This window comes from Binatus sp. (SeqCode), assembly GCF_050013435.1.
GTDB lineage: Bacteria > Desulfobacterota > Binatia > Binatales > Binataceae > Binatus.
Genome location: NZ_JBEKFG010000051.1, coordinates 1 through 25,698 on the forward strand (window position 1 = coordinate 1; position 25,698 = coordinate 25,698).

Here is a 25,698-nt window from a genome sequence, read left to right on the forward strand (position 1 = left end):
ATACGCAGAATTGCGGATAGCCGTGCGCGAAGTTGGTGGTGCCGTCGAGCGGATCGATAATCCATCGATGGTCGCTTTGATGCGCGCTGGCGCCGCTTTCCTCCGCGAGGATCGCATGGGTTGGAAATGCGCGATGGATGACCTCGATGATTGCGGCTTCCGATTCGCGGTCGGCCTCGGTGACCAGATCTATCGAGTTCGACTTGCGGCTGATGTTTATTCTGCTGAGCCGTTTGAGGTGGATTCTGCCGGCGGCACGCGCGGCGCGGAGCGCAACCTGTTCGATTTCGTTGATCACAATTCAGGCACGATATTACTCGCGACGAGAGTCGTCCAGCGCCAGGCGCAGATCAATCGACAGTCGGCAATGCGCGGCGCGGCTGCGCATTCACCAGCGCGGCGTCTCGGCCAGGCCCACGCCGAGCGCGGCCTTGCCGAGCAGCTCGCGGGCGCGGGCGTTGGACAGGGGATGATTGGGGCCGGCGCGAACGTCGCGGTAATAGCGCTCCATGGGAAATTTTTTCAACATCCCGTGCGCGCCGACGACCTCCATGCAGTAGTCAACCGCGCGTACCGCGTTGTTGGTCGCGACATACTTCGGCATTACGACCCGCGCCAATCCGGTCTCACCCTTGAATGAAGCGCGATCGCCAATATAGTCGCGGGCGACGCCGAGATAGAGCGCGCGCGACTGCGCGATCAGCGCTTCGGCCTCGGCAATGGCGAACTGAACGCCGGGCAAATATTTGATCGTCCGCGGCTGGGTGAGCGGTTTGAGGCGGCCGGCAAATTCTTTGGCGAACTTCAGCGCGGCAATCGCCACGCCGGTATAGGTCGCGGCGACGGAAAGGCCGAACCATGCGAACAGCGAAATCGCCTGGTCGTTGACCGGACCGATCGGCCGCAATTCCGCCATCGCGATCGCGGGCACGCGGACGTCCTTGATCACCAGGTCGTGGCTGGCCGTCGCCCGCATCCCCATCGCGTCCCAGGTTTCGACCAGCTCGAGGCCGGGAGTGCCGCGCGGCACGACGAAGGTGGCGGCGGCGGGCGGACTCGAGTCCTCGATCGTCGTCATGACCATGAACAGATCGATCACGGGCGAGAGGCTGGTGAAGGTTTTGCGGCCGTTGAGAACGTAAGTCTCGCCGTCGCGCCGCGCGCGGGTGGCGAAGTAGCCCCAATCGCCGCCGGTCTCGGGTTCGCTGATACCGCCGCCGAGGATTTGGCGGCCACGCGCGATCGCGTCGAAGAACAAATCCTCCTCCGGGCGGCCGGTGGCGCGCTCGACCATGCTGCCGATGCCGAACAGATGCATGTTGATTGCGATCGTGGTCGCGGCGCATCCCTGCGCGAGCTGCTCCTGGCAGAGCGCGAAATCCTCGAGGTCAGCGCCGAGTCCGCCGGATTTTTCGGGAATGACGAGCGCGGTGTATCCGGCCGCTTTCATTTTATCGACGTTTTCGACGGGGAACGAATTGGCGCGGTCGTGTTCGCCGGCGCGAGTGGCAAAATCGGCCGCGAGCTCCGCGGCGAGTGGCACAAGTTTATTGCGTCGATCAGACATCAGTTGGACTCCGGGTGGAAAATCGCATCGGCAAAACAGTGCCATGAAAGCGGAGCGCGGCGAAACCGGCCTACTTGCCGGCCGGAGTGTCCGTGGGGGCGTCTGCCGCGGAGTCGAGAAGGCCGACGGCAGGCGCGGGCGCCGGCTGCGACATCATGAGGCGCTGCGCATACGGCATGATCGTCGCGAACAGATCGACTTGCGAGTCGAGGGTCTTGCCCAGGCCGCTCAGCAGACCCATCATGCGCCCGACCAGCAAGACGTCGGCGGGAACTTCGACGACCGGATTGGCGCGAATCGCACGCGGCAGCTCCTCGGAGAACTTCTCCACCATGTCCTTGTCCGCGTAGGCCTTCTTCGACTTGATGGTGCTGCCGAGAAACGCGTCGGCAAACGCCAGCAGCGTGTCGGGATTGCCGGTGCGGGTGCGAAAGCCCAGCTCTTTGAACGCGGCCGCGATTCCATCGCGATTCGAAGTGAGGATCGAAAACGTCAGGCGCACGATGCCGTCGCGGAACGCGGGCGGGAAATCCTTGGCCAGGCCGAAGTCGAGCAGCACGATCCGGGGGCCGGGCTGAACAAGGATGTTGCCGGGATGCGGATCGGCGTGGAAAAAGCCGTCGCGCAGAACCTGGTCGCAGAAAATCTCGATCAGTTTCTGCGCGACCGCATGCTTGTCGATCCCCGCACGCTCGAGCGCGTCAACATCGGTGACCTTGATTCCTTCGGCCAGTTCCATCGTGAGCACGCGCCGCGTGGTGAACTCGCGATAGACCTCGGGGACCATCACGTCGCGGTCGGCGGCGAAGTTGCGGCGCATCGTTGCGGAGTTGTCGGCCTCGTGATCGAAGTCCAGCTCCATCGGGATGTACTTGAGCGCCTCACGCATCAGGACGCGATAGTCGAAGTCGCGTTCGAGCATCGCCAGCCATCGCAGCACCAGCGTCATGTTGCGCAGATCGGCGCGGACGATCCCGTCGATGCCGGGATACTGCACCTTGACCGCGCATCGGCGGCCGTCGTGTAGCCGCGCCTGATGCACCTGCGCGAGCGACGCCGACGCCAGCGCCACGGGATCGAACTCGGCGTAAACGTCTTCGAGCGGCCGGCGCAGCTCGCGCTCGATCTGTTCGCGGATCATCGCAAACGGCCGCGGTGGAACGCGATCGTGCAGGCCCGACAGCGTGGATACCCATTCGTCGGGGAGCACGTCGGCGCGAGTCGCGATGAACTGGCATGCCTTGATGAGCAAACCTTCCAGGCGGATTGACGTGCGGTTGAGCGCTTGCGCCGCGCGAAGATCCTGGCGGCGATAGAGTTCGGCCTTGTCGCGATCGCTGACCAGCCGCGTCCAGAGCTGGGTGCATTTGTAGCCCGCGTACACGTACGCCGCCAGCCACACCACGTTGCCAAAGCGCCACACGCGGGTCACGAGTCCGGGCTCGGGCACGTCGGCGGGAAAGTCGAAGCTGCGGTCAATGCTGGCGTTGCTCATGCGAAGAGTTCGGATCAGCGTCTCGTCAAGCGAAGGCTAAATCCTATGGTATGCGTGCGGTTATGAGAACAGAGCGCCGGTGGCGGGTAATCGTTGAGCTTGCCAACCTGACAGACTGCGGCGGGCGGCAGGGGCTGACCCCTGCACCCAGTGAAAAGAAGAGATGCGGCCTGACGGCCGGCTAGAACTTTTTTTGAGTCATCCTGAGCGCAGCGAAGGAACCCGGATCCGGGATTCTTCGCTGCGCAGACTCCGCTCTAGAATGACACGGGCGGGTGATAGCAGAAGGGCGCCGCAAATTGAGTGTGGAATTCTAACTCCGAATATCCTCCAGATTAGGGCACTACGCCCAAGGAACGGCGCTTGACTCGTGATTGGCCGGTCGGTTACTCTGGCCGCCATGAAGCCGAGTGGTGATGTACGTCGCGTCCCCAATTCAATGAAGGTCCTCCTGAATTGAGACGGACATCGATACTTGGCTCTAAAAAGCCCCGGGCGCTTGAGAGCCCCGGGGCTTTTTCTTTTGGCGTGACGGACAGGGTGGAAAAAGTTCCGTGGAAACCACACGACCGCATGCTCCGACTATTCGCGAGATCATCCGCCGCTACTACACGGTATGGGGCCTGTACTCGTTTGCCGGCGGTTTTATGTTCGGCGTCTATCCGATCTTTCTGCGCTCGCGCGGGCTCAACCAGTTCCAGATAAACAGCGTACTTGCGACGTACTTCATCGTCCTGTTCCTGACCGACGTGCCCACCGGCGCGTTCGCCGACCTGCTCGGCAGGCGCCGCTCGTACGTGCTGGGCGCATCGCTGCGGGTCTGCGCGTTCCTCCTGTACTTCATGGCGCATCATTACTACGTGTTCCTGATCGCCGAGAGTATCGACGGTGTCGGCACGACCTTCGGCAACGGCGCGATTGACGCGTGGGGTGTCGATGCGCTTGATGACGCGGGCTACGACGGCCTCAAGGACCGGCTGTTCTCGCGAATCACGCAACTGACGACGCTGGGCTTCATGGGGTCGGCGATGATCGGCGCGTACGTGGGCAACGTCGATATCGCATGGCCGTGGCTGCTCGGCGCAGCCGGCTACATGGTCAGCGGCACGGTCGGCGCATTCCTGATGCACGACGAGCGGCCGCACACCACGACGGTCAGGATCGCGGCGATTCCGCGCCAGGTCGCCGCGAACGTTGCCGACGGCATCCGCGCCGGACTGGGCGCGCATACGGTCCTGATGCTAAGCGTGGCGGGTGCAATCACGTTTGCGGCGTGGGCGCCGTATTGGATCGAATGGCCGATAATGTTCAACGAGAGACTGAAAGTCGGCGTGTGGATCGTCGGCTGGATCTATTGCGGCCTGTCGGCGGCGCGGCTGGTCGGCGCGGAGCTCAGCGCGCGCATCCAGAGCGACGAATCGCGGCGCGCTGCGCGCGTGGGCATGCTGGTTGCCGGCGCGAGCGTGATGCTGTTCCTGGCGGGGCTGTTCGGCGGGCGGCCGGCGGTCTCGCTGGCGATGCTGTTCGTGATGAATCTGTTCACCGGGGCGATGATGCCGCTGGTTCAGAGCTGGTTCAACGAGCAGATCGAGGCGGGCAATCGCGCGACGCTGTTGTCGTTCAACTCCACGTTCCAGACGATGGGCGGCGCGATGGGATTGCTGTTTGCCGGGCGAATCGCGGATACGGCGGGGATACCGTTCGAATGGCAGATCGCGGGGCTGATATCGGTGTGCGCGGCGCCGGTGTATTGGGCGACGCGCCAGCGCACGCGCGCAGCGGCCGCGCTGGCGATCCCGGCAAAGTGATCGGAATGGCGGGCGCGTTTTTGCCGAGGACGAAAGGCAAAACTTGAGGTCGTCGTGAAGCCTCATGGACTCAAAATCGGGCTCGAACCTCGCGTTTGTAAACCGCTGGTATTGGTGCGACGCTGAATCAGGATTCAAAATGGAAATTCCGGCCGAGACCGACGAGATGACGCTACAGGTCGAGCCCTCCTCGCCATGACGGTCCCTGAAATTCTATGAAGCTACTCAAAAACCAATTTATCGCTAGTTCCCACGTAGACAAACAGGGCGACATATTCCCTGTTAGCGTGCTGTCTTCGATGGTTGACCAAGCAAACAGCAGCTACATTCCATTTGGCGTCGAACATGATCCGCGTATTCCGCCACTAGGCCGCATTCGCAAAACCCGGCTGAAGCTTTTGCCGGATGGTGAATGTGCAATAGAGGGCGATGTTGAATTTTTCGACGATCAGAGTTTACCGGCGTTGGATAAGACCCGGAAAATGCCCATGCCCTCTCTCGACAAGCCCATGGTCGCGTACGACAGAAGCTATAAGGATGCCGAGAATCAAAAGATCATCCGAAAGATTTCGCGCGCTCTCGGTGAGAAGCCCAAGGAAGAGTTCAAAAAATCACTTGATCCGGTAAGTGCTCTCGAAATCCTTGGTCTCTTCGTCATCGGAAATTTTGCCGGAGGGTTCGTTAACAAAATCGGCGCGGATAGCTGGGATGTGGTCAAATCAGGGCTCAAGAAACTGACGCGCAGGGGCCCCAAGGGCCAGCTGTTTTCTTTTATTTTCGACGCTCAAGATGATAGCGGTAGGATTGTTGTAGAAATGATCCTTACAGACCCGAAATCCGACGACATAGAAAAATTCCTCAGCTCAGATTTGCCCCAATTGTACGGCGCTCTGAAACCCATACTAGCGACTGAAGGCCTTTGCAAACTGGTCTTAGAATCGAAGTGCGACAAGGTGAAAATTCTTTATGGAGTGCGCTCGGATTGTGTGCCTGTTCAGCTTGCGACCAACAGTGTGGAATTAGGAAGCGCTCAGAGGCTCAATAAAGGTAATAAGAATTAAATTCTTTTTCGGAATACTGACGCTCGCCCTCTTGGTCGCACTGATGATCTGCGCGATACAACGCCAGTGGGGTGCCGCGGCCACTTTTGCGGCCCTGCTCGCAGGTTTCGTCGCGACCGACGTAGTCCTCTGGCAGGGCTACCTCATCAAGCAGCAGATCGCATTTTCCACTTATCTCGATCTGGACAAAGAGTGGAACTCGAATGAAATGATTAAAGCCCGCCAAGCCGTGCATGCGCCCGGCAGCGAGGGATGGGATCATTCCCGCCTCGAAGGCATCCTCGAATTCTTCGAAAAGCTTGCCTCGATGTTTAAGCTCTCAGGCGATATGCCCTTCATCTACCAAAGCACGCTCGGCTGGTACGCCGCCCAATATTTCCTCTTCGCCCGCGAGCATGGCCAGATCAAATACCTCCGCGATCTCTGGCAAGATGATCTGTATGAAGACCTTGAGGACCTCTATCGCTTTTACGTCATCAACGAAGTCGGTCGCGGCCACAAAGCCCAGAAAGCCTGGGAAGCCAAGCGCCTGCGCACAGAGACGAAATTTTGGGAACAAGAACGTAAAGATTAAACTGCCCTTTTTGACCTCTAAGCGACTTTCCCGTGACGAAATGTGCGAAAAAACCCGCCAGTTTCGCCGCCTCAGATGCCCCTCGGCGAGCAGCAGCGAGTAGTGGCGCGCATGCTTGACGAACGAGCCGGCTATGCGGCGGCCTGATTGGCCCAAGCACTCCAGCCTTCACGCTGTTCGCTGCTCGCGGGCGAATAGTTCAAGCTTGGGCAGTGCCGGGTACATGCACACACGGCGAAGAAAAAGATCCGTGGTCCCTCCGCTCCGCAAACTCCGGTCGGGATGACACAAAAAGAGGACGCGGGCGCCGGAGGCAGAACCCTCACCTACCGGCTGCTGCGCGGCCGGCCGCCTCTCCCGTGAAATAACGGGCGAGGCAGGAACCGAGTTCCTTCGCTGCGCTCAGGATGACACAAGAAAAGTCCTAACAGGCCGCCAGGCCGCATCTTCTTCCTTACTCGGGCGCAGGGGCTGGCCCCTGCCGAAGGAAGTTTGAAACCCACCGTGGGTTTCATTTCAATTAAGTTCTTCCGGGCCGCATCCCCACTAGCGGCGGAGGCGGGCGTCCGTTAAAACTTATAGCTCGCACATTGCGCGGACGCGGAGTCCGCGAATAATCGCCAACCGCAAGAGTAAAATGGATTTTCCACGAATCAAACGGCTGCCACCCTACGTCTTCAATGCGATCGGAGAATTGTGCCTCAAGGCGCGCCGAGCCGGCGAGGACATAATCGATTACGGGATGGGAAATCCCGACGAGCCGACTCCGCCGCATATCGTGGCGAAGCTGATCGAGGCGGCCTCCAAGAACGCCAACCATCGCTACTCGGTGTCGCGCGGGGTGTTCAAGCTGCGGCTGGCGATCTGCGATTGGTACAAGCGGCGCTACGGCGTCGAGCTCGATCCCGATTCGGAAGCGATCGTCACGATCGGATCGAAGGAAGGGATCGCGCACCTGACGCTGGCGATTTTGGACCAGGGCGACGTGGTGCTGGCGCCGACGCCGACCTACCCGATTCATCAGTACGGATGCATCATTGCGGGCGCGCAGGTGCAGGGCGTCCCGATCCGGCGCGGCGAGGAATTTTTCGACGAGCTGATGGACGCGGTGAAGCGGTGCTGGCCGCGGCCCAAGTTCCTGATCATGAACTTCCCGCACAACCCGACCACCGCGACCGTCGATTTGCACTTCATGCAGCGGGTGGTCGAGTTCGCCCGCGAAAACAACATCATGGTCGCACAGGACTTCGCGTACGCGGACCTGTGCTTCGACGGTTACAAGGCGCCGTCGATGATGCAGGTGGCGGGGGCCAAGGATGTCGGCGTCGAGTTCTTCACCCTGTCGAAGAGCTACAACATGCCGGGCTGGCGGGTGGGCTTCGCGGTGGGCAATCGCGAGATGATCGCGGCGCTGGCGCGGCTGAAATCGTATTTCGACTACGGGATGTTCGCGCCGGTGCAGGTCGCCGCGATCGCGGCGCTCAACGGACCGCAGGATTGCGTCGCCGAGATCGTCGCGCGGTACCGGCGGCGGCGCGACGTGCTGGTGGACGGACTCAACCGGGCCGGCTGGCCGGTGGAGAAACCCAAGGCGACGATGTTCGTGTGGGCGCCGATTCCGGAGCCGTTCCGCGCGATGGGTTCGCTGGAGTTCTCGAAGTTCCTGCTCGCCGAGGCCAAGGTCGCGGTCTCGCCGGGGATCGGCTTCGGACAGGACGGCGACGGGTTCGTGCGCTTCGCGCTTATCGAGAACGAGCATCGCACCCGCCAGGCGTTGCGCGGAATTCGGCACGCGCTTAGAGCCGGCCACGCCGATATACCGGCGCGCACGGCCAGCGCCTCCTGAGCGCAATTGCGCAAGTAATGGGGGACAAATTGAGACCGATACGGATTGCTCTGCTCGGATGCGGTACCGTTGGCGGCGGCGTGGTGAAGCTGCTCCTGCGCAACCGCGACAAATACGAACGCATGCTCGGCGCGCCGGTTCAGTTGGCGGCGGTGGCGGATCTGAGGGTCAAGCTGGTCGCCGCGCTTGGCGTGCCGGCGAAATTGATTACCACAGACGCGGCGGAGGTGGTCACGCGTCCCGATATCGATATCGTGGTCGAACTGTTTGGCGGCTACGAACCAGCCCGCGCGCTGATCATGAAGGCGCTGGCGGCGGGCAAGGACGTCGTTACTGCGAATAAAGCTTTGCTCGCGGAGCATGGCGGCGAGATTTTTCGCGAGGCCGGGAGACGCGGCCTGGCGGTCGGTTTCGAGGCAAGCGTCGGCGGCGGTGTGCCGATCATCCGCACCCTGCGCGAGGCGCTGGCCGGCGATCGCCAACGCGCGGCTTATGGAATCGTCAACGGCACCTGCAATTACATTCTCACCACGATGACGGAGAACGGCGTCGAGTTTGACGCCGCACTGGCCGACGCGCAGGACAAAGGCCTGGCCGAGAAGAACCCCGCGCTGGATATCGAGGGGCATGATTCGGCGCACAAACTTTGCCTGCTGGTGACGCTTGCGTTTGGCGTGATGGTGAAACCGGCGCAGATTTACACCGAAGGGATCACGCGGATTACGCAGGCCGACATCGCGTACGCGCGCGAGCTTGGCTACGCGATCAAATTGCTCGCGATCGGCAAGGATGCCGACGGCGCCATCGAGGCGCGGGTGCATCCCACGATGATCCCGCAACGCCACCTGCTGGCGGGAGTCGGCGGCGCGTACAATGCGATCTATATCCACGGCGACGCGCTCGGCGCGACAATGTATTCGGGGCTGGGCGCGGGCGAGATGCCCACGGCGACGGCGGTGGCGGCCGACATACTGGACATCGCGCGGCATCGCCTGGCCGAAGGCTCGGCGCGAGCGCATGCGTTTGGATTTCCGATCCGGCTGATGAAGAACGCCAGTGTCAAGCCGATGGACGACGTGGTATGCGAGTATTACCTGCGGTTCATGGCGCGGGATAAGCCCGGGGTGCTCGGCGCGATCGCGTCGGTGCTGGGCAGTCACGGGCTTTCGATCGCGTCGGTGATCCAGAAGGGCCGCGGAGCGGCGCAGACGGTGCCGGTTATCATGCGGACCCACGACGCGCCCGAGCGCAGTCTGAAACGCGCGCTGGCGGAGATTCGAAGGAAGAAAATCGTGCAGTCGGCTCCCGCGTTTATCCGAATCGAGGAGAAGCTTTAGGCGATGGCGTCGGACATCAAGCGCGAATCCAAGCAACCGCGGTTGTCTTACTGGCCCGGACTGATCGAGCATTACCGCCGCTTCCTGCCGGTGACGGATTCGACGCCGGTGGTCACGCTCAACGAAGGCAACACGCCGCTTATCGAGGTGCGCCGGCTTGCGGAGCGGCTCGGCGCACACATCAAGGTTTACTTTAAGTTTGAAGGCGCCAACCCGACCGGCTCGTTCAAGGACCGGGGCATGACGCTGGCGATGTCGAAGGCGCTGGGCGAGGGCGCGCGCGCGGTAATCTGCGCCTCGACCGGCAACACGGCGGCGTCGGCGGCGGCCTACGCGGGCCGCGCGGGGCTGAAGGCCTACGTGCTGATCCCCAAGGGCGCGGTGGCGCTTGGCAAGCTGTCGCAAAGCGTGATGCATGGCGCGCGGGTGCTCGAGGTGATCGGCAACTTCGACGTCTGTCTGAAGCTGGTGCGCGATCTTGCGGAGCGCGATCCGGTCAGGATTCGGCTGGTCAACAGCGTCAATCCCGATCGAATCGCGGGGCAGAAGACGGCGGCGTTCGAGATTTGCGATCAATTGGGCGACGCGCCGACGCATCATTTCCTGCCGGTGGGCAACGCCGGAAATATTACGGCCTATTGGGCCGGCTACCAGGAATATAAATCGGTGGGATTGAGCGAGCGGGTCCCGAAGATGATGGGCTACCAGGCGGCAGAGTCGGCGCCGATCGTGGTCGGCCATCCGATCGACGATCCGCACACCATCGCGACGGCGATCAAAATCGGCAATCCCGCGAGCTGGAAGGGTGCGACCACGGCGCGCGACGAGTCGAGCGGGATTATCGACATCGTGACCGATGAGGAGATTCTCGCGGCGTATCGCCTGATCGCCAGCGGCGGCGTATTCGCGGAGCCGGCGTCGGCGGCGTCGGTCGCGGGGCTGCTGAAATACGCGGGCGCCGGGATGCTCAAGCCGGGCGCGGTGGTCGTGTGCACGCTGACGGGACACGGCCTGAAAGATCCCGACACGGCATTGAAAAATTTAAGTAACACGATCGTGGTCGAGCCGGACCTCGCCAAAGTGCTGAAAGTTCTGGAGCGCGAATAAGCGGCGCGACTCGACCGCGGCCGATCGATGCGATGAAGTACGTCATCATACACGGCGACGGGATGGCCGATTGGCCGTGCAAGGAACTCGGCGGCAAGACGCCGCTTGAGGCAGCGCACAAGCCCAACATGGACCTGATGGCGACGCGCGGGCGGCTGGGGATGGTCGCGACGATTCCCAAGGGGATGCCCCCGGGGAGCGATGTCGGCACGATGACGATGCTGGGCTACGACCCGGCGCGCTATCACACCGGGCGCGCGCCAATCGAAGCGGCGAGCCAGGGAATCGAGATGGGGCCGCGCGACGTGGTGTTTCGAATGAATCTCGTGTCGCTGAAGCCGGGTGACGGCGGCGCGCTGATAATGAACGATTTCACCTCGGGGCATATCAGCAGCGAGGAAGCCGCGCAGATCGTCGCCGACCTTCGGACCGAACTGGCGGGCGGCGGAATCGAGTTTTTCAACGGCGTCAGCTACCGGCATCTGATGGTGTGGCGCAGCGGAATCGCGACGACGAATCTCACGCCTCCGCACGACATCACGGGCAAGCCCGTCGAAGCGTATCTGCCCAAGGGCGCGGGGGCGGATTTGCTCCGCGATCTGATGCGGCGCTCGGTGGAGATTTTGCGCGAGCATCCGGTGAACAAGGCGCGCCGTGCGGCGGGCAAAACCGAGGCGACATCGGCGTGGTTCTGGGGGCAGGGCACGCGGCCCGAGGTGCCGACGCTCAAGGAACGCTTCGGCGTCGAAGGCTCGGTGATATCGGCCGTCGATCTGGTCAACGGACTGGGCCGGCTGGCCGGACTGAAGCTGATCAAGGTGCCGGGCGCCACCGGATTTCTCGACACGGATTACGCCGCGAAGGCGCGTTACGGTCTGGAGGCGCTCAAAGCGCGCGACTTCCTGCTGCTGCATATCGAGGCGCCCGACGAGGCCGGTCACATGGGCCGCGCCGATCTGAAGAAGGAAGCGATCGAGCGTATCGACGAGTTGATTATCGGACCGATGCTCGCGGGGCTGGGCGGCCTGGGCGATTTCGCGATTCTGCTGATGCCGGATCATGCGACGCCGAGCCAGCTCAAGACGCATTCGCCGGAACCCGTCCCGTTCGCGCTGATGACGTCGGCGCAGTCGAAAGCGGGCGGCGCCACGGCGCGCCGCTACACAGAAAGTGACGGGACGGCGACCGGCCTGCTCGTCGGCGATGGCTATCACCTGATAGAATCGTTGTTCGGACGCCCCTTGAAGACCGCATCGAAATGACCTGGAGGCCGGGATGGAACGGAATCTTGCGCTCGAAGTAGTACGCGCGACGGAAGCCGCGGCGCTGGCGGCGGCGCGTTTCATCGGCAAGGGCGACGAGCGGCTGGCGGATCGAGCGGCGTGCGACGCAATGCGCAAGACGCTGAACTCGGTGGCGATGGACGGCAAGATAGTGATCGGCGAAGGCAAAGAGGGCGACGCCGAGCTTTTGTACGAGGGCGAAATCGTCGGGACCGGCGCGGGAACCGAAATCGACGTCGCGCTCGACGCGATCGAAGGATCGCTAATCTGCGCGACCGGCGGGCCCAACGCGCTGTCGTGCGTTGCGCTGGCGGAGCGCGGGCGAATCCTGCGCTGCCCCGATACTTACATGGACAAGGTCGCGTGCGGGCCGGCGGGACGCGGCGTGATCGATATCGACAGATCGCCGAGCGACAATCTCAAAGCACTGGCCGATGCAAAAAAAGTTTACGTCGAGGATTTGCGCGTCGCGATCCTCGATCGCCCGCGCCATGAGAAGTTGATCAATGAAGTGCGCCGCGCCGGCGCCGGGATCAAGATGATCTCGGCCGGCGACTTGTCCGCCGCGATCGCCACCACCCGGCCGGAGAGCGAAATCGACATGCTGATCGGAATCGGCGGAGCGCATCAGGGCGTGCTGGCCGGCGCGGCGATTCGTTCCGCCGGCGGCGAGATGCAGTGCCGCTTCGTGCCGCGCAACCCGGAGGAAGCGGAGGCGTGCCTGATGATGGGGATCATGGATTTGAAGCATCGCTACACGCTGGAGGAACTGGCGGGAGACAACGTGATGTTCGCGGCGACGGGAGTGACCACCGGCGACTATCTGCGCGGGGTGCGGTTCTTCTCCGGCGGCGCGATGACCAACAGCGTCGTGATGCGCTCGAAGACGCGCACCATCCGCTTCATCGAAGCGATTCATCGTTTCGATTTCAAGCCCGAGTACTAAGCCGGCTGGCGGAAAGGTAGTTGTAAATGTGGCTGCGCGTGACGATCGATAACAAGCCCGCGATGATTAACGGCGACCGGGTGGTAAAAATCGTCGAAATCCCGGGCCAGGAAGGGCATCGCGGATGCCACGTGTATCTATCGCTCACCGAGTACCTGGTCGTCGATCAATCGCTGCGCGAGATGATGATTTCGCTCGGCTTCGAAGAGCGGCAGTAATCCTTGCCAGATTCGCAATTACGGCCGATAGAGGGCGACGTAGTCGTTCGCCGGCGCGGGCGGCGCGACGGACTGTTCGGCGCGATGAAGCCGGGGATCGTGCTCGACATCCCGGCCGGCGGAGCGATCCAGTCGCGCGCGCTGGCGGATTTGGGCTATCGCGTCGTTTCGGTCGATCTTTTTCCTGCCGCGTGGCGCGAACCGGCGGCCGCATGGATCTGCGCGGATGCCAACGAGGCGCTGCCGTTTCGCGACGAGTCCTTCGACTACGTGCTGTCGCGCGAAGGGATCGAGCATCTCGAGGATCAGATGGGATTTCTCCGCGATTGCGCGCGCGTGATCCGGCCGGGCGGGAAGATCGTGCTGACGACGCCCAACCTCATGCATCTGTCGGCCCGCGCCAGCGGCTTTCTGACCGGGCAGCGCAATCTGCGCCGCGGCTTGATGAACGAGATTCAGACGCCGCGCAGCCGCAATCCGCGCCGTATTTATCACGGTCACGCGTTCATGCTCGACTACTATCGCGCGCGATACATGATGCGCCTGGCGGGCTTTGACCATCTCGAGGTTTATACGGACCGGTGGAGTCCCACCTCGGTGGCGATGTCGCCGATTGTCCCGATTCTGTGGATGGCGATGAAATTTTCGGCGGCTGCATCCGCCCGCAACGCGCGCCGCCCCGGCCATCGGCCGCCGCGCGACGAGGTCACCCGCGAGATCATCGGCCACGTGCTGTCGCCGGCGCTGCTGTACGGCAAGCGGATGGTGATCGTCGCCGAGCGCGCCGCGCCCTCGGCGGACGGCGCTACATCATTTCCAGGGCCTGGCAGGTGTTTGAATCCGGCTTGAAGCGGCCGCTGAGGCACGCCAGCTTGGCCGCGTCGATCAGCGCGGGCTCGTCCCATTTCGCCGGCCACGGACCGGTGTTGACGGCGGAGCACGCCTGCCCGTTACCCATCGAGCACCATGAGCTCAACTCACCGTGCAGTACGGCGATCTGTTGGCATGCGTCCTGTTTGCCGGCGTTGCAGGCGGGGGTTTGCGTCTCGAGCGGCGCGGTGGATTCGATGGCGACCTTGGCGCCGCCTAGCGCCTGCACGATCGTATGACAGGCCGCCTGGTTGCCTTCATTGCATTTCTCGGTTGCTTCAGCGCGAATCTTGTCGACAAATTTCTGCGCCGGCGGAGTGCATCCGGATGCAACGACGAACAGGATGACAAGCGCGAGCAGGCCGGCGATCGCGCGGACGCTTGCGGCGCCGCAGTCTGTGGCTTTGCCTGGCACGTGCGCATTGTTTCGCGGGCGATGAGCCTTGCGCAAGCACCGGCGCGGCAAGCTTCGCGCTGCGGCGGGGGTTGACAGTCAAAGCGCGCGGGGCGGAACTAGGAGCGCGGGACTCGTGGCACGGGCGTCGCGATTTTCCAAGGAGTGCGCAGGTGGAGCTGAAAAATATAATTTTCGAAAAGGCCGCGATTGCGACCCTGACCGTCAACCGTCCGGGGGCGCTGAACGCGTTGAATCGCGAGGTGCTCGAGGAAATGGCGCGGGTGATTCGCGAGGTTCGCCACGACTCGTCGGTGCGCGTGCTAATCGTCACCGGCGCGGGCGATCGGGCGTTCGTCGCAGGTGCGGATATCGCGGCGATGTCAAAAATGTCGGCCGCGGAAGGGCTGGATTTTTCGCGCCTCGGTCATCGCGTGATGGAAAGTTTCGAAGACCTGCCGATACCCGTCATCGCGGCGGTCAATGGCTTCGCGCTCGGCGGCGGTCTGGAGCTTGCGCTGGCATGCGACCTGATCATCGCCAGCGAAAAGGCGCGTTTCGGGCAGCCCGAGATAAATCTCGGACTCATCCCGGGCTTCGGCGGCACGCAGCGCCTGCCGCATCGAATCGGCCACAACAAGGCGCGCGAGCTGATCATGACGGGCGAGATGTTCGACGCGAAGACGGCGCTGGAGCTGGGCCTCGTCAACCAGGTCGTGGCGCCGGCAGAGCTTGCCGAAACCACGCGCAAGCTGGCGGAGAAACTCGCGGGGAAATCCGCCTTCGCACTGCGCCAGGCGAAAGCCGCGCTGCGGGCTGCGTCCACGATGGAAGAGGATGCCGGACTGCGCTTCGAGCAGGAGGCGTTCGGGGTGGTGTTCGGCAGCGCGGATCGAGTCGAGGGGACGAGCGCATTCGTCGAGAAGCGGCCGCCCAACTGGCAGCACAAATGACCTTCGTGGGGGCGGCGCGATCGTCCCGACCCTCGATTTTTGCCGGCTTCGCGCAGCGGTCCCGCGGCTCGATTAGCAGCGCGGGGGCGAGGGTTGACGACTTCCAGCCCCCTGTGGGAAACTCCGGCCAAAGAGAAGGACCACGCCGCCACACGGGCGGCGTTAGCCGTTCTGACCCATCATCGAACCGTTCGGAGGATCTGTATGGCTGAGCAGGCTCAAGCTACTGACACGGGACCGCGCCCAATTGTTCCATGGCTGAAATTGGAGCCCAAGCCCCATCTCGAAGGTATCAAGTGCGCGTGCGGCGCAATCTATCTCGATCCCAAGCGCGTGGCATGCTCGAAGTGCGGCGAGGCCGACAAGTTCAAACCGCTGAGCTTGTCCGATAAGGGCAAGGTGTACGTGTTCTCGGTCGTGCATCAGTCATATCCGGGAATCAAAACGCCGTATGTGACGGCGATTGTCGATCTGCCCGAGGGCGTCAGCGTCCGCGCGAATCTGACCGACGTCGATCCCGAGCAGGCGCAGAAGGAACCCAACAAGATTTTCAACCTGCCGGTTGAGTTGGTGACCGGCGTTGCGGCCAAGGATCGCGAAGGGCACGACGTAATCGCCTTTTCGTACCGGCCGAGCAAGAATTAGGGCGCCCGGCAAGCGCGCCGAGCAATATTACGGCGGACCTGAGCTTGGGGCCGGGCCGTCAGGAGGAATCAAGATGCGAAATGTTTATGTTCTGGGAACCGGGATGATCAAATTCGGACGCTATCCCGACAAGACCGTTCCGCAACTCGGCGGCCAGGCGGCGATGCTCGCGCTCAAGGACGCCGGAATTGCAATCAAGGACGTCGAGATGTTCGCCTGCGGAAATCTCATGCAGTCCAACGCGATGATCGGACAGAGAATCCTGCAGCAGATTGGCCAGACCGGAATCCCGGTAATCAACGTCGCCAACGCATGCGCCACCGGCTCGACGGCGTTTCGCGAGGCGTACATGTCGATCGCGGCGGGTATGTACGACATCGCGATGGCGGTTGGCGTCGAGCAGATGGGCAAGGCGGGATTGCTTGGCGGGGCAGGCGGCGGCGACCCCGCGTACTTGACCGAGGGCAAGCTCGGCTCCGGCACGATGCCGGCGGTCTTCGGCCAGGCGGGCATCGAGCACATGCGCAAGTACGGCACGACGCGGGAGCACTTCGCAAAAATCTCGGTGAAGTCGCACAAGCATGCGACCAAGAATCCGTTCTCGCAGTATCGCAACGAAGTCTCACTCGAAGACGTGATGAATGCGCGCATGGTCGCCTTCCCCAACACTCTTTATATGTGTTGCCCGACTGGAGACGGCGCGGCTGCTGCGATTCTGGTCAGCGAGGACAAGCTGAAACAGCTCGCCGGCGGACGCAAACGCGCGAAAGTGGCGGCGTCGGTGCTTACCTCGGATCCGTGGACCGATCGCGATCTCACGCTGCCCGACGTCAGCACGCTCACGCGGCGCGCGTCGAAGCAGGCCTACGAGAAAGCCGGCATCGGACCCAAGGATATCGCGCTCACTGAATTGCATGATTGCTTCGCCACGGCTGAGCTGGTGCACTACGAAAACCTCGGACTGTGCGGCGACGGCGAAGCCGGCAAGTTCATCGACTCGGGCGGCGGCATGCATCCGGGCCTCGGCGGCCATGATCCCGTCAACGTTTCCGGTGGGTTGCTCTCCAAGGGGCATCCGCTCGGCGCCACCGGCGTCGCGAATATCTGCGAAGTGGTTTGGCATCTGACGCAGGACGATCGCGCCAAAGAGCGCCAGGTGCCTAACGCCAAGGCGGGCCAGGCCCACGTGATCGGGCTGGGTTCCGCCTGCACGATCCATATCCTGACGGTATAATTCAGGAAGCAACGCCTAATCGGCGCTTCGAGAGAGGGCCGCCCAAAAAGGCGGCCCTTTTTCTTTCCCGATCGGGCCGATAAATTCGGAAGCTCGAACTCGACCGAGTGAAGTATTCGATGGACCCGATGGGAAAAATCAGCAACCGCCCGGAAACGATGGCTGAACGACTCGGCTACGCGGCGGACGCGCGGGTGCTCATCCTCAACGCGGATGATTTTGGCATGTGCCACGACCAGAACGAGGGCGTCATCCGGGGCCTGACGGATGGCCTGTTCACGTCGTCAACGATTCTTGTGACGTGCCCGTGGTTCGAGGAGGCGGCGGAGTTCGCGCGGACCAATCCCGCCGCCGACCTGGGCGTACATCTCACGCTGACCGCTGAATGGGATCGCTACAAGTGGGGACCAGTGCTGGGGCGGCGCGCCGTGCCGTCGCTGGTCGATGAGCGCGGGTATCTGTGGCAGACCGTCGCGCAAGTTTACGAGCATGCCCGCCTCGACGAGGCGGAGGCAGAACTGCGCGCGCAAATCGAAAAAGCGCTCGCGGCGGGAATCGATGCGACTCACCTCGATTCGCACATGGGCACATTGCAATTGCGCGCCGACTATCACGAGATTTACGTGCGGCTGGCCGATGAGTATCAAGTGCCGATCAGGTTGGTGTCGCGCCGCCTGATGAGCACAGAAGGGATGGGCGCGATTCTCGATCTGCTCGATAGGTTCGGAGTCGTCACTCCCGATCATCTGGTTTTCCACGGGCCGTCGTCGGTGGGCGAGACCGAATCCTACTGGACGAATCTTATTCGCACTCTTCAGCCGGGCGTGACCGAGATTTTGTGTCATCCCGCGCTCGCTCGCGACGAACTCAAGAGCTGTGCGCACGACGCTTTCCAGCGCGAGGCTGACTTGCGGTACTTCACTTCCGAAAAAGCGCGCCGGCTGATCGTGGACGAGGGCGTCGCGCTCGTCGGCTTTCGCAGGCTGCGCGACCTGATGCGCGGCGACCAGGCTCGCGCGTGATGAATTAAAAACAGTGTGACAACTTGGAACTGACACGACTCAGAGGATTTCGCGATCTAATCGGCGCCGACGCGAGTGCGATGAGTCTCGTCGAGGAGCGGGCTCGGGTGCTGGCCGAGCGCTATTCGATGAAAGAGGTCCGAATCCCAGTGCTCGAGCGCACGCAACTCTACCAGCGCTCGACCGGCGAGACTTCGGACATCGTCGAAAAACAGATGTACACGTTCGCGGATCGCGACGAAGGCGAAACGGTCGTCGCGCTTCGGCCCGAAGGCACACCCGGCGTGGTGCGCGCATACATCGAGGCCGGCCTCGATCGCACCGATCCCGAGCAGCGGCTGTTCTACTCAGGTCCGATGTTCCGTCGCGAACGCCCGCAGAAGGGCCGCTATCGGCAGTTCTATCAGTTCGGCGTCGAGGTATTCGGCCGCCCCGACGCCGCCTGCGACGCCGAGATCCTGATAATGATCGATGAGCTTTGCCGCGACCTCAAAGTTCCGTTCACCATGGAGATCAACTCGATCGGCGACCAGAAGTGCCGGCCTGCCTTTCGCGAGGCGCTGGTGCAATGGGGCCGGGCGCATTGGGACGCGCTCTGCGACGACTGCCACAACCGCATCGACCGCAATCCGCTGCGTCTGCTCGACTGCAAAATTGACGCGAAGCTCACCGAGTCGGCGCCTAAAAGCCTCGATTACCTGTGCGGCGAATGCCGGGCACACTTCGATACCGTCAAGGAACTTCTGATCGCCGCGAACGTCCAGTTTATCGTCAATCCGCGCATGGTGCGCGGCCTGGACTATTACACGCGCACCGCGTTCGAGGTGATGGCGGGCGGTCTGGGCGCGCAGAGCACGGTGGTGGCGGGAGGAAGATACGACGGGCTGGTCGAGACGATGGGCGGTGCGGCGGTTGCGGGAATCGGTTTCGCGATCGGCATCGATCGGATGGCGCTGGCTCTGCAAGCGGCCGGGCTGGCGCCCGCGGCCGCGCCTGACGCCGCGATAATTGCGATGGGGCCGGCGGCGACGCGCCATGCGATCGTCGTGGCACGCAATCTGCGCGAGGCAAATCTGAACGTCGAGATGCTTTCGCCCGAGCGTAAGATGAAGGCGTTGCTGGCCCGTGCGTCGAAGATCGGCGCGCGCGCGGCGGTGATAATCGGCGACGACGAAATTGCGCGCGGGGTCGTGCAGGTGCGCGACCTGAAGCATAGCACGCAGCGCGAAGTCACCGTGGCCGAGGCGGCCCGCGCGATTGCGGCGGCCGGCAAAGAGTGACTGTTTCACCCGCTCCTTGGCACAGGTATTCTTCGACAACAACCAGCATTCAACTGTGATGGGTAATGGCGAAAACTGAGCAATATTCTCCGCTGCCGCCCTGGCCGCGAACCGATTACTGCGGCGCGATTCGCGCCACCGACGTTGGCCGGGAGGTTGCGCTATGGGGATGGGTCCAGACCCGGCGCGATCATGGCGGGCTTATCTTCATCGATCTTCGCGACCGCGACGGTATCGTCCAGCTGGTGCTGAATCCCAAGCACGACGGCGCCGCTCACGAGGCCGGCGGCGAGACGCGCTCCGAGTTTTACGTTGCGGTCAAGGGCAAGGTCGTGCGCCGCGCCGAAGGCACCGTCAACGCGGAGCTTCCAACCGGCGAAATCGAGGTCCTGGTCAGCGCATTCGAGACCCTGAGCGCGTCGGCGCCGCTGCCGTTTCAGATTGCCGACGCCGACGCGACCGCCGAGGAAATTCGCCTCAAGCACCGCTATCTCGATCTGCGCCGCCCCGAGATGCAGCGCAACCTTCGCTGGCGCCATCAGGCGTTGCAGGCGGTTCGCAGCCATCTCGATCAAAACGGGTTCATCGACGTCGAGACGCCGATACTTTTCAAATCGACGCCCGAGGGCGCGCGCGACTACCTGGTGCCGAGCCGCGTCAACCCGGGCAAATTCTACGCGCTGCCGCAATCGCCGCAGTTGTTGAAGCAGATTCTGATGATCGGCGGACTCGATCGCTACTATCAGATAGCGCGGTGCTTCCGCGACGAGGATTTGCGCGCGAATCGCCAGCCGGAATTCAGCCAGATCGATATCGAGATGACCTGCCCGCGGCCCGAGGATATCCAATCGATCGCCGAGGGAATGATCGCGTCGGTCTATCGCAACGTGCTCGACGTTGACGTGAAGCCGCCATTTCCGCGTATGCCGTATGCCGAGGCGATGGAACGTTTCGGCGTCGACAAGCCCGATACGCGCTTCGGGCTCGAGCTGAAAAATCTCACGGCCGCATTCGCGGGGACCTCGTTCAAGGTATTCGCGGAAATTCTCGCGCGCGGCGAATCCGTATATGGAATAAACGTCCCGGGCGATCACACGCTTAGCCGCCGTGAACTCGACGAGCTTACCGAGTCGGTGAAATCGCGCCATGCGATGGGACTTGCGTGGATAAAGGCGGGCGAGGGCGGATGGCAGGGACCGATCGCAAAGTATTTGAGCGACGGCGAGAGAGCCGCGGCGACTGCGGCGTCGGCTCTGAAAGCCGGCGGTACGTTGCTGATGGTCGCGGGACCGGCGGACAAAGTGCGCCCGGTCCTCGGTGACATCCGTTTGCAGCTCGCCGCGAAATTCGCTCTCGACAAATCTGACGAGCTCAAATTCCTGTGGGTCGTCGATTTCCCGCTGTTCGATTACAGCACCGACGACAAGCGCATCGTTTCCGTGAACCATCCGTTCACGGCGCCGAATCCCGACGACTTAGCGATGCTCGAATCCGCGCCGCTCAAGGCTCGCGCGCTCGCGTACGACATGGTGCTTAACGGCCAGGAACTCGGCGGCGGCTCGATTCGTATCCATAGCCGCGAGCTTCAATTGAAGGTATTTGAATTGTTGGGGCTGACCCGCGAGGACGCGATGGATCGCTTTGGTTTTCTGCTGGACGCACTGAAATATGGAGCGCCGCCCCATGGCGGAATCGCCTTCGGAGTCGATCGGATTTGCATGATGCTGTGCGGCGCCGATTCGCTGCGTGACGTGATTGCGTTCCCCAAGACGCAAAAGGCGGTTGACCCAATGAGCGGAGCGCCGTCGGAAGTCGATCCGCGCCAGCTCAAGGAGTTGTCGATCAAGGTGACGTCATGAAAGCCAGTTGGACGGCAGGGTCCGCGCGGTTGGCGCTGGTGGCAGCAGCGTTGTGGATGGCGCCGGGGTGCACCACGATCGCGGCGGACGCGGTTAACTCCACCACCGGGGCGGTCAGCGACGCGATCAACAACCGCAACGTCAAGGCGCATGCGGTGAGCTCGATCAAAACGCTCTCCATCAACCGTGTGGCGGTGATGCCGCTGATCGAAGCCGCCCCCGGTGGCGCCGAGCCGCTGGCTCCAGGAGCCGCTGAGGCGGTTACCGCCGAACTCTACAGCCAGGTCGCCGTGGCAGGTGGGTGGGACCCGCTCCCCGAACAGGATGTCGCGGTGGCGATGCAGAAGATGCCGCCGACCACGATCGCGAACCTCGACGAGAACGCGCTCCTGCTGGGCCATGAGATGTCGGCCGACGGCATAATCTACGGCACTGTCGAACGCTACAAGGAACGGGTCGGGATGGATTACTCGGCGGCCAGCCCGGCTTCGGTGGCGTTCTCGCTCAAGTTCGTCGATCTCAAGAGCAAGCAAGTCGTCTGGACGGCGAAGTTTGCCAAGTCGCAGGCGGCCTTGAGCCAAAATCTGTTCGACCTCGCCAATTTCGTACAGCGTTCCGGGCGTTGGGTGCGCGCCCATGAGATTGCGCTCGAGGGCGTGAAGGAAGCGGTCGCCAATCTTCACGGCGATCTCAACCTGACCCAAAACGTCAAGCGCTTCGAAACCGGTACCTACGGCGAGATCAAGTCCGGACAGCAGCGCTACAACACCGGCCCTCAGGGCATTTATTGAAGGGTAAATCGGTTTATTAAATGTGAAACCCACCTTGGGTTTCACACTTCCTTGGGCACGGGTGACCCCTGGCAGGGGTGACCCCTGCACCCGCCGTTAAGGCCGAGCTCCGTTGTCGCGCGCGGGCCCCTGCCAACGGCTCGATACTGCGCTGCCGTCGCCACGGCCAAAAAACATTGAGCCTGATGCGTTATTCCCACGGCGAGTGCGGCTTCATCTTGAGCGCCTGCGCGACCGCGGGATGGACGACATGGCCGTCGAAGATGTTGAGTCCGTTGCGAATGGCGGGGTTGTGCAGTCCGGCGCCGAGAATCCCGTGATCCGCTATCTCCAGCGCATAGCTCAGCGTCGCGTTGGTGAGCGCGTAGGTTGACGTGTGCGGCACCATCGCGGGCATGTTGGTCACGCAGTAGTGCACGACGCCGCTACGGATGAACGTCGGGCGCCCGTGCGTCGTCGGCGCGGAGGTCTCCGCGATTCCGCCTTGATCGATCGATAAATCCACGATCGCCGCACCGCGACGCATCCGCGCAACCATCTTTGCGCTTATAAGCCGCGGCGCGCGTCCACCCGGGACCAGCACCGCGCCGATCACGAGATCGCAGTTGGTAACTTCCTCGTCGAGAGTCGCGCGATTCGACATCACGGTGGTCACGCGCCCGCCTAGCAGGTCGCTCAGGTAGCGCAGCCTGGTCGGATTGATATCCATGATCGTCACTTCAGCGCCGACGCCGGCGGCAACCCGACATGCGTTCAGCCCGGCGATTCCCCCGCCTACCACCACCACCTTGCCGGGCCGCACGCCTGACGCTCCGCTGAGCAGCACGCCGCGGCCGCCGCTGCGCGCCTGCAGGCACCAGGCGCCGGCCTGAATCGCGAGCCGGCCTGCGACCTCGCTCATCGGCGCCAGTAGCGGCAAGCTTAAGTCTTCGAGCTGGATCGTTTCGTAGCCGACCGCCGCTACGCGGCGGCGAATCAACTCGCGCGAAAGGCGCCCGTCCGCGGCCAGATGAAGATAGGTAAAAAGAATCAACCCCGGACGCATCAGCGGATACTCCGGCGGCTGCGGCTCCTTGACCTTCAGAATCAGGTCGGCGCGCCGCCATACGCCGGACGCGCCGGTTACGATCGACGCGCCCGCTTTGCGATAGTCGCTGTCGGCAAATCCGCTGCCGATGCCGGCGCCCGCCTGAACCGTCACGCGATGACCATGCACGCGCAACGCGGCCACGCCCGCCGGAGTCAGCGATACGCGCCGTTCGTCGGATTTGATTTCGGTGGGAATTCCAACATTCATGCAGATAGGTCCTCCGCATTGGCGCGATCGATCGATCTCATCCGCCTGGCATCGACGATACGGCGCGTGACGAGCGCCTGGCAATCGCGGCGGGTGCGACCGCTAATGCGATCGACGCGCAACAGTCAAGAGTCGCGCGCATGATCGATGCCCGCGATGGTGCGAAGCGGAACTTGACAAGACTGACTCCACTGCCTTTCATGAGCATTGACGTGATCGCGATCGGCCTGGCGCGAAGCGGCCGCAAAGCGCGCACCGCTAACGATTCGGGAGGAGCCATGGAGATCCCGCAGGGACTCAAATATTCGAAAGAGCACGAATGGGTCGCGACTGAAGATGTCGTTGCGACCGTTGGAATCACCGATCACGCGCAAGACCAGTTGGGTGAGATCGTGTATATCGAGTTGCCCGCGGTCGGCGACAAGATCAGCAAGGACGATCCGTTCGGCGTCGTCGAGTCGGTCAAGGCGGTCTCGGATATTTACGCGCCCGTTACCGGAACCGTCATCGAGATCAACGAAGACCTGCGCGAGAGCCCCGAAACCGTCAACGAAGACCCATACGGCGACGGATGGCTGATCAAGGTGAAGATCACGGACCTGAGCGATCTCGAAGACCTGATGGACGGCGACGAATACGCGGAGCTGCTCGCGCGCGAGAAGGAATAATCGCGGCGGCTGCGCTTCAGTCCGGCGGCGCGGAGTTTGCGCTGAAATCGGGAGCGGTCGCCGTCACAACGGCTTTTGACACCGAGATTCTAATCTTGCCGGCGCCCGCGGGAGGATTTATGAACACCATCAGGAAAGGAGCCGACCCCGATGGCTCCATCGCGAACCCTTTCTGCGGACTCAAGCCCTGAGAGAATTCGATTTCGCGCGGCGTCATCTCGCCAAGCATCTTGGCCGAGAGCTCGTTGCCGCAATCGACGCTCTGGCGGGCGATCGGATGCGCGCCGTCGCCAATCAGATCGGCGTCGATCTCGACCAGATGGAGCGGATGCGTTCCGACGTTCTGCGCGTCGCCGCTTATCACCAACGCGACATGGCCGCCCTTGAGCGTGTAATACTCCGAACGGACGTCATGCAGCGCCACCAGCATCGCGGGTACGATTGGACGCGCGAAGTAACCGCCGATTCGCGGAGCCTCGCTGAGAATGCGCGCGCTGGCGGCGGGCTCGTTACAAATCAGGGCGCTCGCACCGAGGAAAACGATCGCTATGAAGAAAAACGTCGCGAGAAAAACCCCCGACGCATGAGTTGCGCCCGCCGACGCCGATTCAGCGCCTTCGTCGCTGACCTGACCCAGCTGGAAGCCTGCGGCTTTAGGGGATGCCGGCGGCGGCGCGAATCGCGGCGCCGCCGCACGCAGAGGCTCATCGGCGCGACGCACCGGGTTGGACGCCGGACGCGGCGCCGGCTCGGCCATCATGGCCGGGGCTTGGCGAATCGGCGCGGATTCGAACTCAGCCGGCGCATCGCCCACCTGCCATCCGCCGTCGTCGGGCTCGGGGCGCTCGAGTTCGTCCTCCGGCGGGGCATCGCCGATTTCAACGCGCTCATCGCTGAAATCGAATTTCAGATTTTCGCCGGTGTCGGCTTTCTGCTCGCGGTCGCCGAAGGGGCGATTGAGCGGATCGCCGGCTTCCGGTTCGCCGCGTTCTTGCTCGTGGTGAACTTCCGGCTCGGGCGGATTCGATGGCCGCAGCTCCGCGCTATGCTCGCGTTTGACCACGTCGCTTTCGACTGGAGACTTGAGCACGCCTGCGCGCGGGCGTGCGGCGCGGAGCGTGCGCGCCGGTTGCGATTCGCTCTCGGCCGCTTGCGGAGCGGCTTTGCGCGCTCTTGCGGGTACCGGGTCGGCGTTGAACACATGGCCGCATCGCGAGCACTTGAAGGTCGGTGTATCGTCGGGCAGGACCCGTTCATCAATTCGATAGCGGGTATGGCAACTGGTGCATTGAATTTCGATCATTCCCCCACCTCATATCCCGCCGATGAAATTATCACACGCCAATGGGTCGCGCATCTTTTGTGCGCGCCGCGCGAAACCCATCCGGCCGCAACGCCGCGGAGCGCCGTTCAATGCGGATAGCGATTCTGACGCGCCGTTTC

25 protein-coding genes are annotated in these 25,698 nt (G+C 62.7%); 19 read left to right on the forward strand and 6 right to left on the reverse strand.

Annotated features, from left to right (window positions below):
- The 3 genes from ABSB13_RS11140 to ABSB13_RS11150 all read right to left on the reverse strand — a co-directional run.
- On the reverse strand, positions 1 to 298 hold a 298-nt coding region (locus ABSB13_RS11140), incomplete at its 3' end, for an inositol monophosphatase family protein (protein ID WP_428108263.1).
- Positions 299 to 388: 90 nt separating this feature from the next.
- The gene (locus ABSB13_RS11145) at positions 389 to 1,567 is read right to left on the reverse strand and encodes an acyl-CoA dehydrogenase family protein (RefSeq protein WP_428108266.1); all 1,179 of its coding nucleotides are present in this window, start codon (positions 1,565 to 1,567) and stop codon (positions 389 to 391) included.
- A 70-nt stretch (positions 1,568 to 1,637) separates the two neighbouring features.
- Complete coding sequence (locus tag ABSB13_RS11150) at positions 1,638 to 3,062, reverse strand: ABC1 kinase family protein (protein WP_428108268.1); 1,425 nt, start codon at positions 3,060 to 3,062, stop codon at positions 1,638 to 1,640.
- A gap of 554 nt (positions 3,063 to 3,616) precedes the next feature.
- Here ABSB13_RS11150 and ABSB13_RS11155 point away from each other — a divergent pair.
- From ABSB13_RS11155 to ABSB13_RS11205, 11 genes are all read left to right on the forward strand, one after another.
- Positions 3,617 to 4,870 carry an MFS transporter gene (locus tag ABSB13_RS11155; RefSeq protein ID WP_428108271.1) on the forward strand — a complete coding sequence of 418 codons (1,254 nt, stop codon included), beginning with the start codon at positions 3,617 to 3,619 and terminating at the stop codon, positions 4,868 to 4,870.
- A gap of 64 nt (positions 4,871 to 4,934) precedes the next feature.
- Positions 4,935 to 5,069 (forward strand): hypothetical protein, encoded by a 135-nt coding sequence (locus ABSB13_RS11160; protein ID WP_428108273.1) that lies wholly within the window; start codon positions 4,935 to 4,937, stop codon positions 5,067 to 5,069.
- 16 nt (positions 5,070 to 5,085) lie between these two features.
- Positions 5,086 to 5,931 (forward strand): hypothetical protein, encoded by an 846-nt coding sequence (locus ABSB13_RS11165; RefSeq protein WP_428108276.1) that lies wholly within the window; start codon positions 5,086 to 5,088, stop codon positions 5,929 to 5,931.
- Positions 5,932 to 5,962: 31 nt separating this feature from the next.
- Complete coding sequence (locus tag ABSB13_RS11170) at positions 5,963 to 6,505, forward strand: chorismate mutase family protein (protein ID WP_428108278.1); 543 nt, start codon at positions 5,963 to 5,965, stop codon at positions 6,503 to 6,505.
- 616 nt (positions 6,506 to 7,121) lie between these two features.
- The gene (gene alaC / locus ABSB13_RS11175) at positions 7,122 to 8,351 is read left to right on the forward strand and encodes an alanine transaminase (RefSeq protein WP_428108317.1); all 1,230 of its coding nucleotides are present in this window, start codon (positions 7,122 to 7,124) and stop codon (positions 8,349 to 8,351) included.
- 29 nt (positions 8,352 to 8,380) lie between these two features.
- On the forward strand, positions 8,381 to 9,688 hold the full coding sequence (locus ABSB13_RS11180) for a homoserine dehydrogenase (protein WP_428108280.1): 1,308 nt from the start codon (positions 8,381 to 8,383) through the stop codon (positions 9,686 to 9,688).
- 42 nt (positions 9,689 to 9,730) lie between these two features.
- Complete coding sequence (gene thrC / locus ABSB13_RS11185; RefSeq protein WP_428108320.1) at positions 9,731 to 10,795, forward strand: threonine synthase; 1,065 nt, start codon at positions 9,731 to 9,733, stop codon at positions 10,793 to 10,795.
- A gap of 32 nt (positions 10,796 to 10,827) precedes the next feature.
- Entirely contained in the window at positions 10,828 to 12,057 is a 1,230-nt protein-coding gene (locus ABSB13_RS11190) for a cofactor-independent phosphoglycerate mutase (protein ID WP_428108282.1), read from the forward strand.
- A gap of 13 nt (positions 12,058 to 12,070) precedes the next feature.
- Positions 12,071 to 13,024, forward strand: coding sequence for a class II fructose-bisphosphatase (glpX, locus tag ABSB13_RS11195; RefSeq protein WP_428108285.1), 954 nt, complete (start codon positions 12,071 to 12,073; stop codon positions 13,022 to 13,024).
- 26 nt (positions 13,025 to 13,050) lie between these two features.
- A complete protein-coding gene (locus tag ABSB13_RS11200) occupies positions 13,051 to 13,242 on the forward strand; it encodes a hypothetical protein (protein ID WP_428108287.1) in 192 nt (63 codons plus the stop codon).
- Between the two features lie 3 nt (positions 13,243 to 13,245).
- A complete protein-coding gene (locus ABSB13_RS11205) occupies positions 13,246 to 14,091 on the forward strand; it encodes a class I SAM-dependent methyltransferase (RefSeq protein ID WP_428108289.1) in 846 nt (281 codons plus the stop codon).
- Here the strand turns inward: ABSB13_RS11205 and ABSB13_RS11210 are convergent.
- Positions 14,048 to 14,527 carry a hypothetical protein gene (locus tag ABSB13_RS11210; RefSeq protein ID WP_428108292.1) on the reverse strand — a complete coding sequence of 160 codons (480 nt, stop codon included), beginning with the start codon at positions 14,525 to 14,527 and terminating at the stop codon, positions 14,048 to 14,050. The two genes, ABSB13_RS11205 and ABSB13_RS11210, sit on opposite strands and share 44 nt — an antisense overlap.
- Positions 14,528 to 14,679: 152 nt before the next feature.
- Between ABSB13_RS11210 and ABSB13_RS11215 the strand changes: the two genes are divergently transcribed.
- The 7 genes from ABSB13_RS11215 (at position 14,680) to ABSB13_RS11245 (ending at position 22,290) form a co-directional block, all read left to right on the forward strand.
- Positions 14,680 to 15,459, forward strand: a complete 780-nt coding sequence (locus tag ABSB13_RS11215) for an enoyl-CoA hydratase/isomerase family protein (RefSeq protein WP_428108295.1) — start codon at positions 14,680 to 14,682, stop codon at positions 15,457 to 15,459.
- 204 nt (positions 15,460 to 15,663) lie between these two features.
- Entirely contained in the window at positions 15,664 to 16,104 is a 441-nt protein-coding gene (locus ABSB13_RS11220; protein ID WP_428108296.1) for a Zn-ribbon domain-containing OB-fold protein, read from the forward strand.
- Between the two features lie 73 nt (positions 16,105 to 16,177).
- Positions 16,178 to 17,338, forward strand: a complete 1,161-nt coding sequence (locus ABSB13_RS11225) for a thiolase family protein (RefSeq protein ID WP_428108299.1) — start codon at positions 16,178 to 16,180, stop codon at positions 17,336 to 17,338.
- A gap of 107 nt (positions 17,339 to 17,445) precedes the next feature.
- Positions 17,446 to 18,360, forward strand: a complete 915-nt coding sequence (locus tag ABSB13_RS11230; RefSeq protein WP_428108302.1) for a polysaccharide deacetylase family protein — start codon at positions 17,446 to 17,448, stop codon at positions 18,358 to 18,360.
- A gap of 23 nt (positions 18,361 to 18,383) precedes the next feature.
- On the forward strand, positions 18,384 to 19,640 hold the full coding sequence (gene hisS / locus ABSB13_RS11235; RefSeq protein ID WP_428108305.1) for a histidine--tRNA ligase: 1,257 nt from the start codon (positions 18,384 to 18,386) through the stop codon (positions 19,638 to 19,640).
- A 65-nt stretch (positions 19,641 to 19,705) separates the two neighbouring features.
- Positions 19,706 to 21,499: an aspartate--tRNA ligase gene (aspS, locus tag ABSB13_RS11240; RefSeq protein ID WP_428108308.1), complete on the forward strand. Its 1,794-nt coding sequence runs from the start codon at positions 19,706 to 19,708 to the stop codon at positions 21,497 to 21,499.
- Entirely contained in the window at positions 21,496 to 22,290 is a 795-nt protein-coding gene (locus ABSB13_RS11245) for a hypothetical protein (RefSeq protein WP_428108310.1), read from the forward strand. Before aspS ends, ABSB13_RS11245 begins: the two co-directional genes overlap by 4 nt.
- Positions 22,291 to 22,480: 190 nt before the next feature.
- Here ABSB13_RS11245 and ald read toward each other — a convergent pair whose 3' ends face one another.
- Positions 22,481 to 23,587 carry an alanine dehydrogenase gene (gene ald, locus ABSB13_RS11250; protein WP_428108313.1) on the reverse strand — a complete coding sequence of 369 codons (1,107 nt, stop codon included), beginning with the start codon at positions 23,585 to 23,587 and terminating at the stop codon, positions 22,481 to 22,483.
- A gap of 278 nt (positions 23,588 to 23,865) precedes the next feature.
- On the opposite strand from ald, the gene gcvH reads away from it, so the two are divergent.
- The gene (gcvH, locus tag ABSB13_RS11255) at positions 23,866 to 24,255 is read left to right on the forward strand and encodes a glycine cleavage system protein GcvH (protein WP_428108322.1); all 390 of its coding nucleotides are present in this window, start codon (positions 23,866 to 23,868) and stop codon (positions 24,253 to 24,255) included.
- 16 nt (positions 24,256 to 24,271) lie between these two features.
- Here gcvH and ABSB13_RS11260 read toward each other — a convergent pair whose 3' ends face one another.
- Positions 24,272 to 25,558 (reverse strand): zinc-ribbon domain-containing protein, encoded by a 1,287-nt coding sequence (locus ABSB13_RS11260; protein WP_428108316.1) that lies wholly within the window; start codon positions 25,556 to 25,558, stop codon positions 24,272 to 24,274.
- Positions 25,559 to 25,698: the final 140 nt, after the last annotated feature.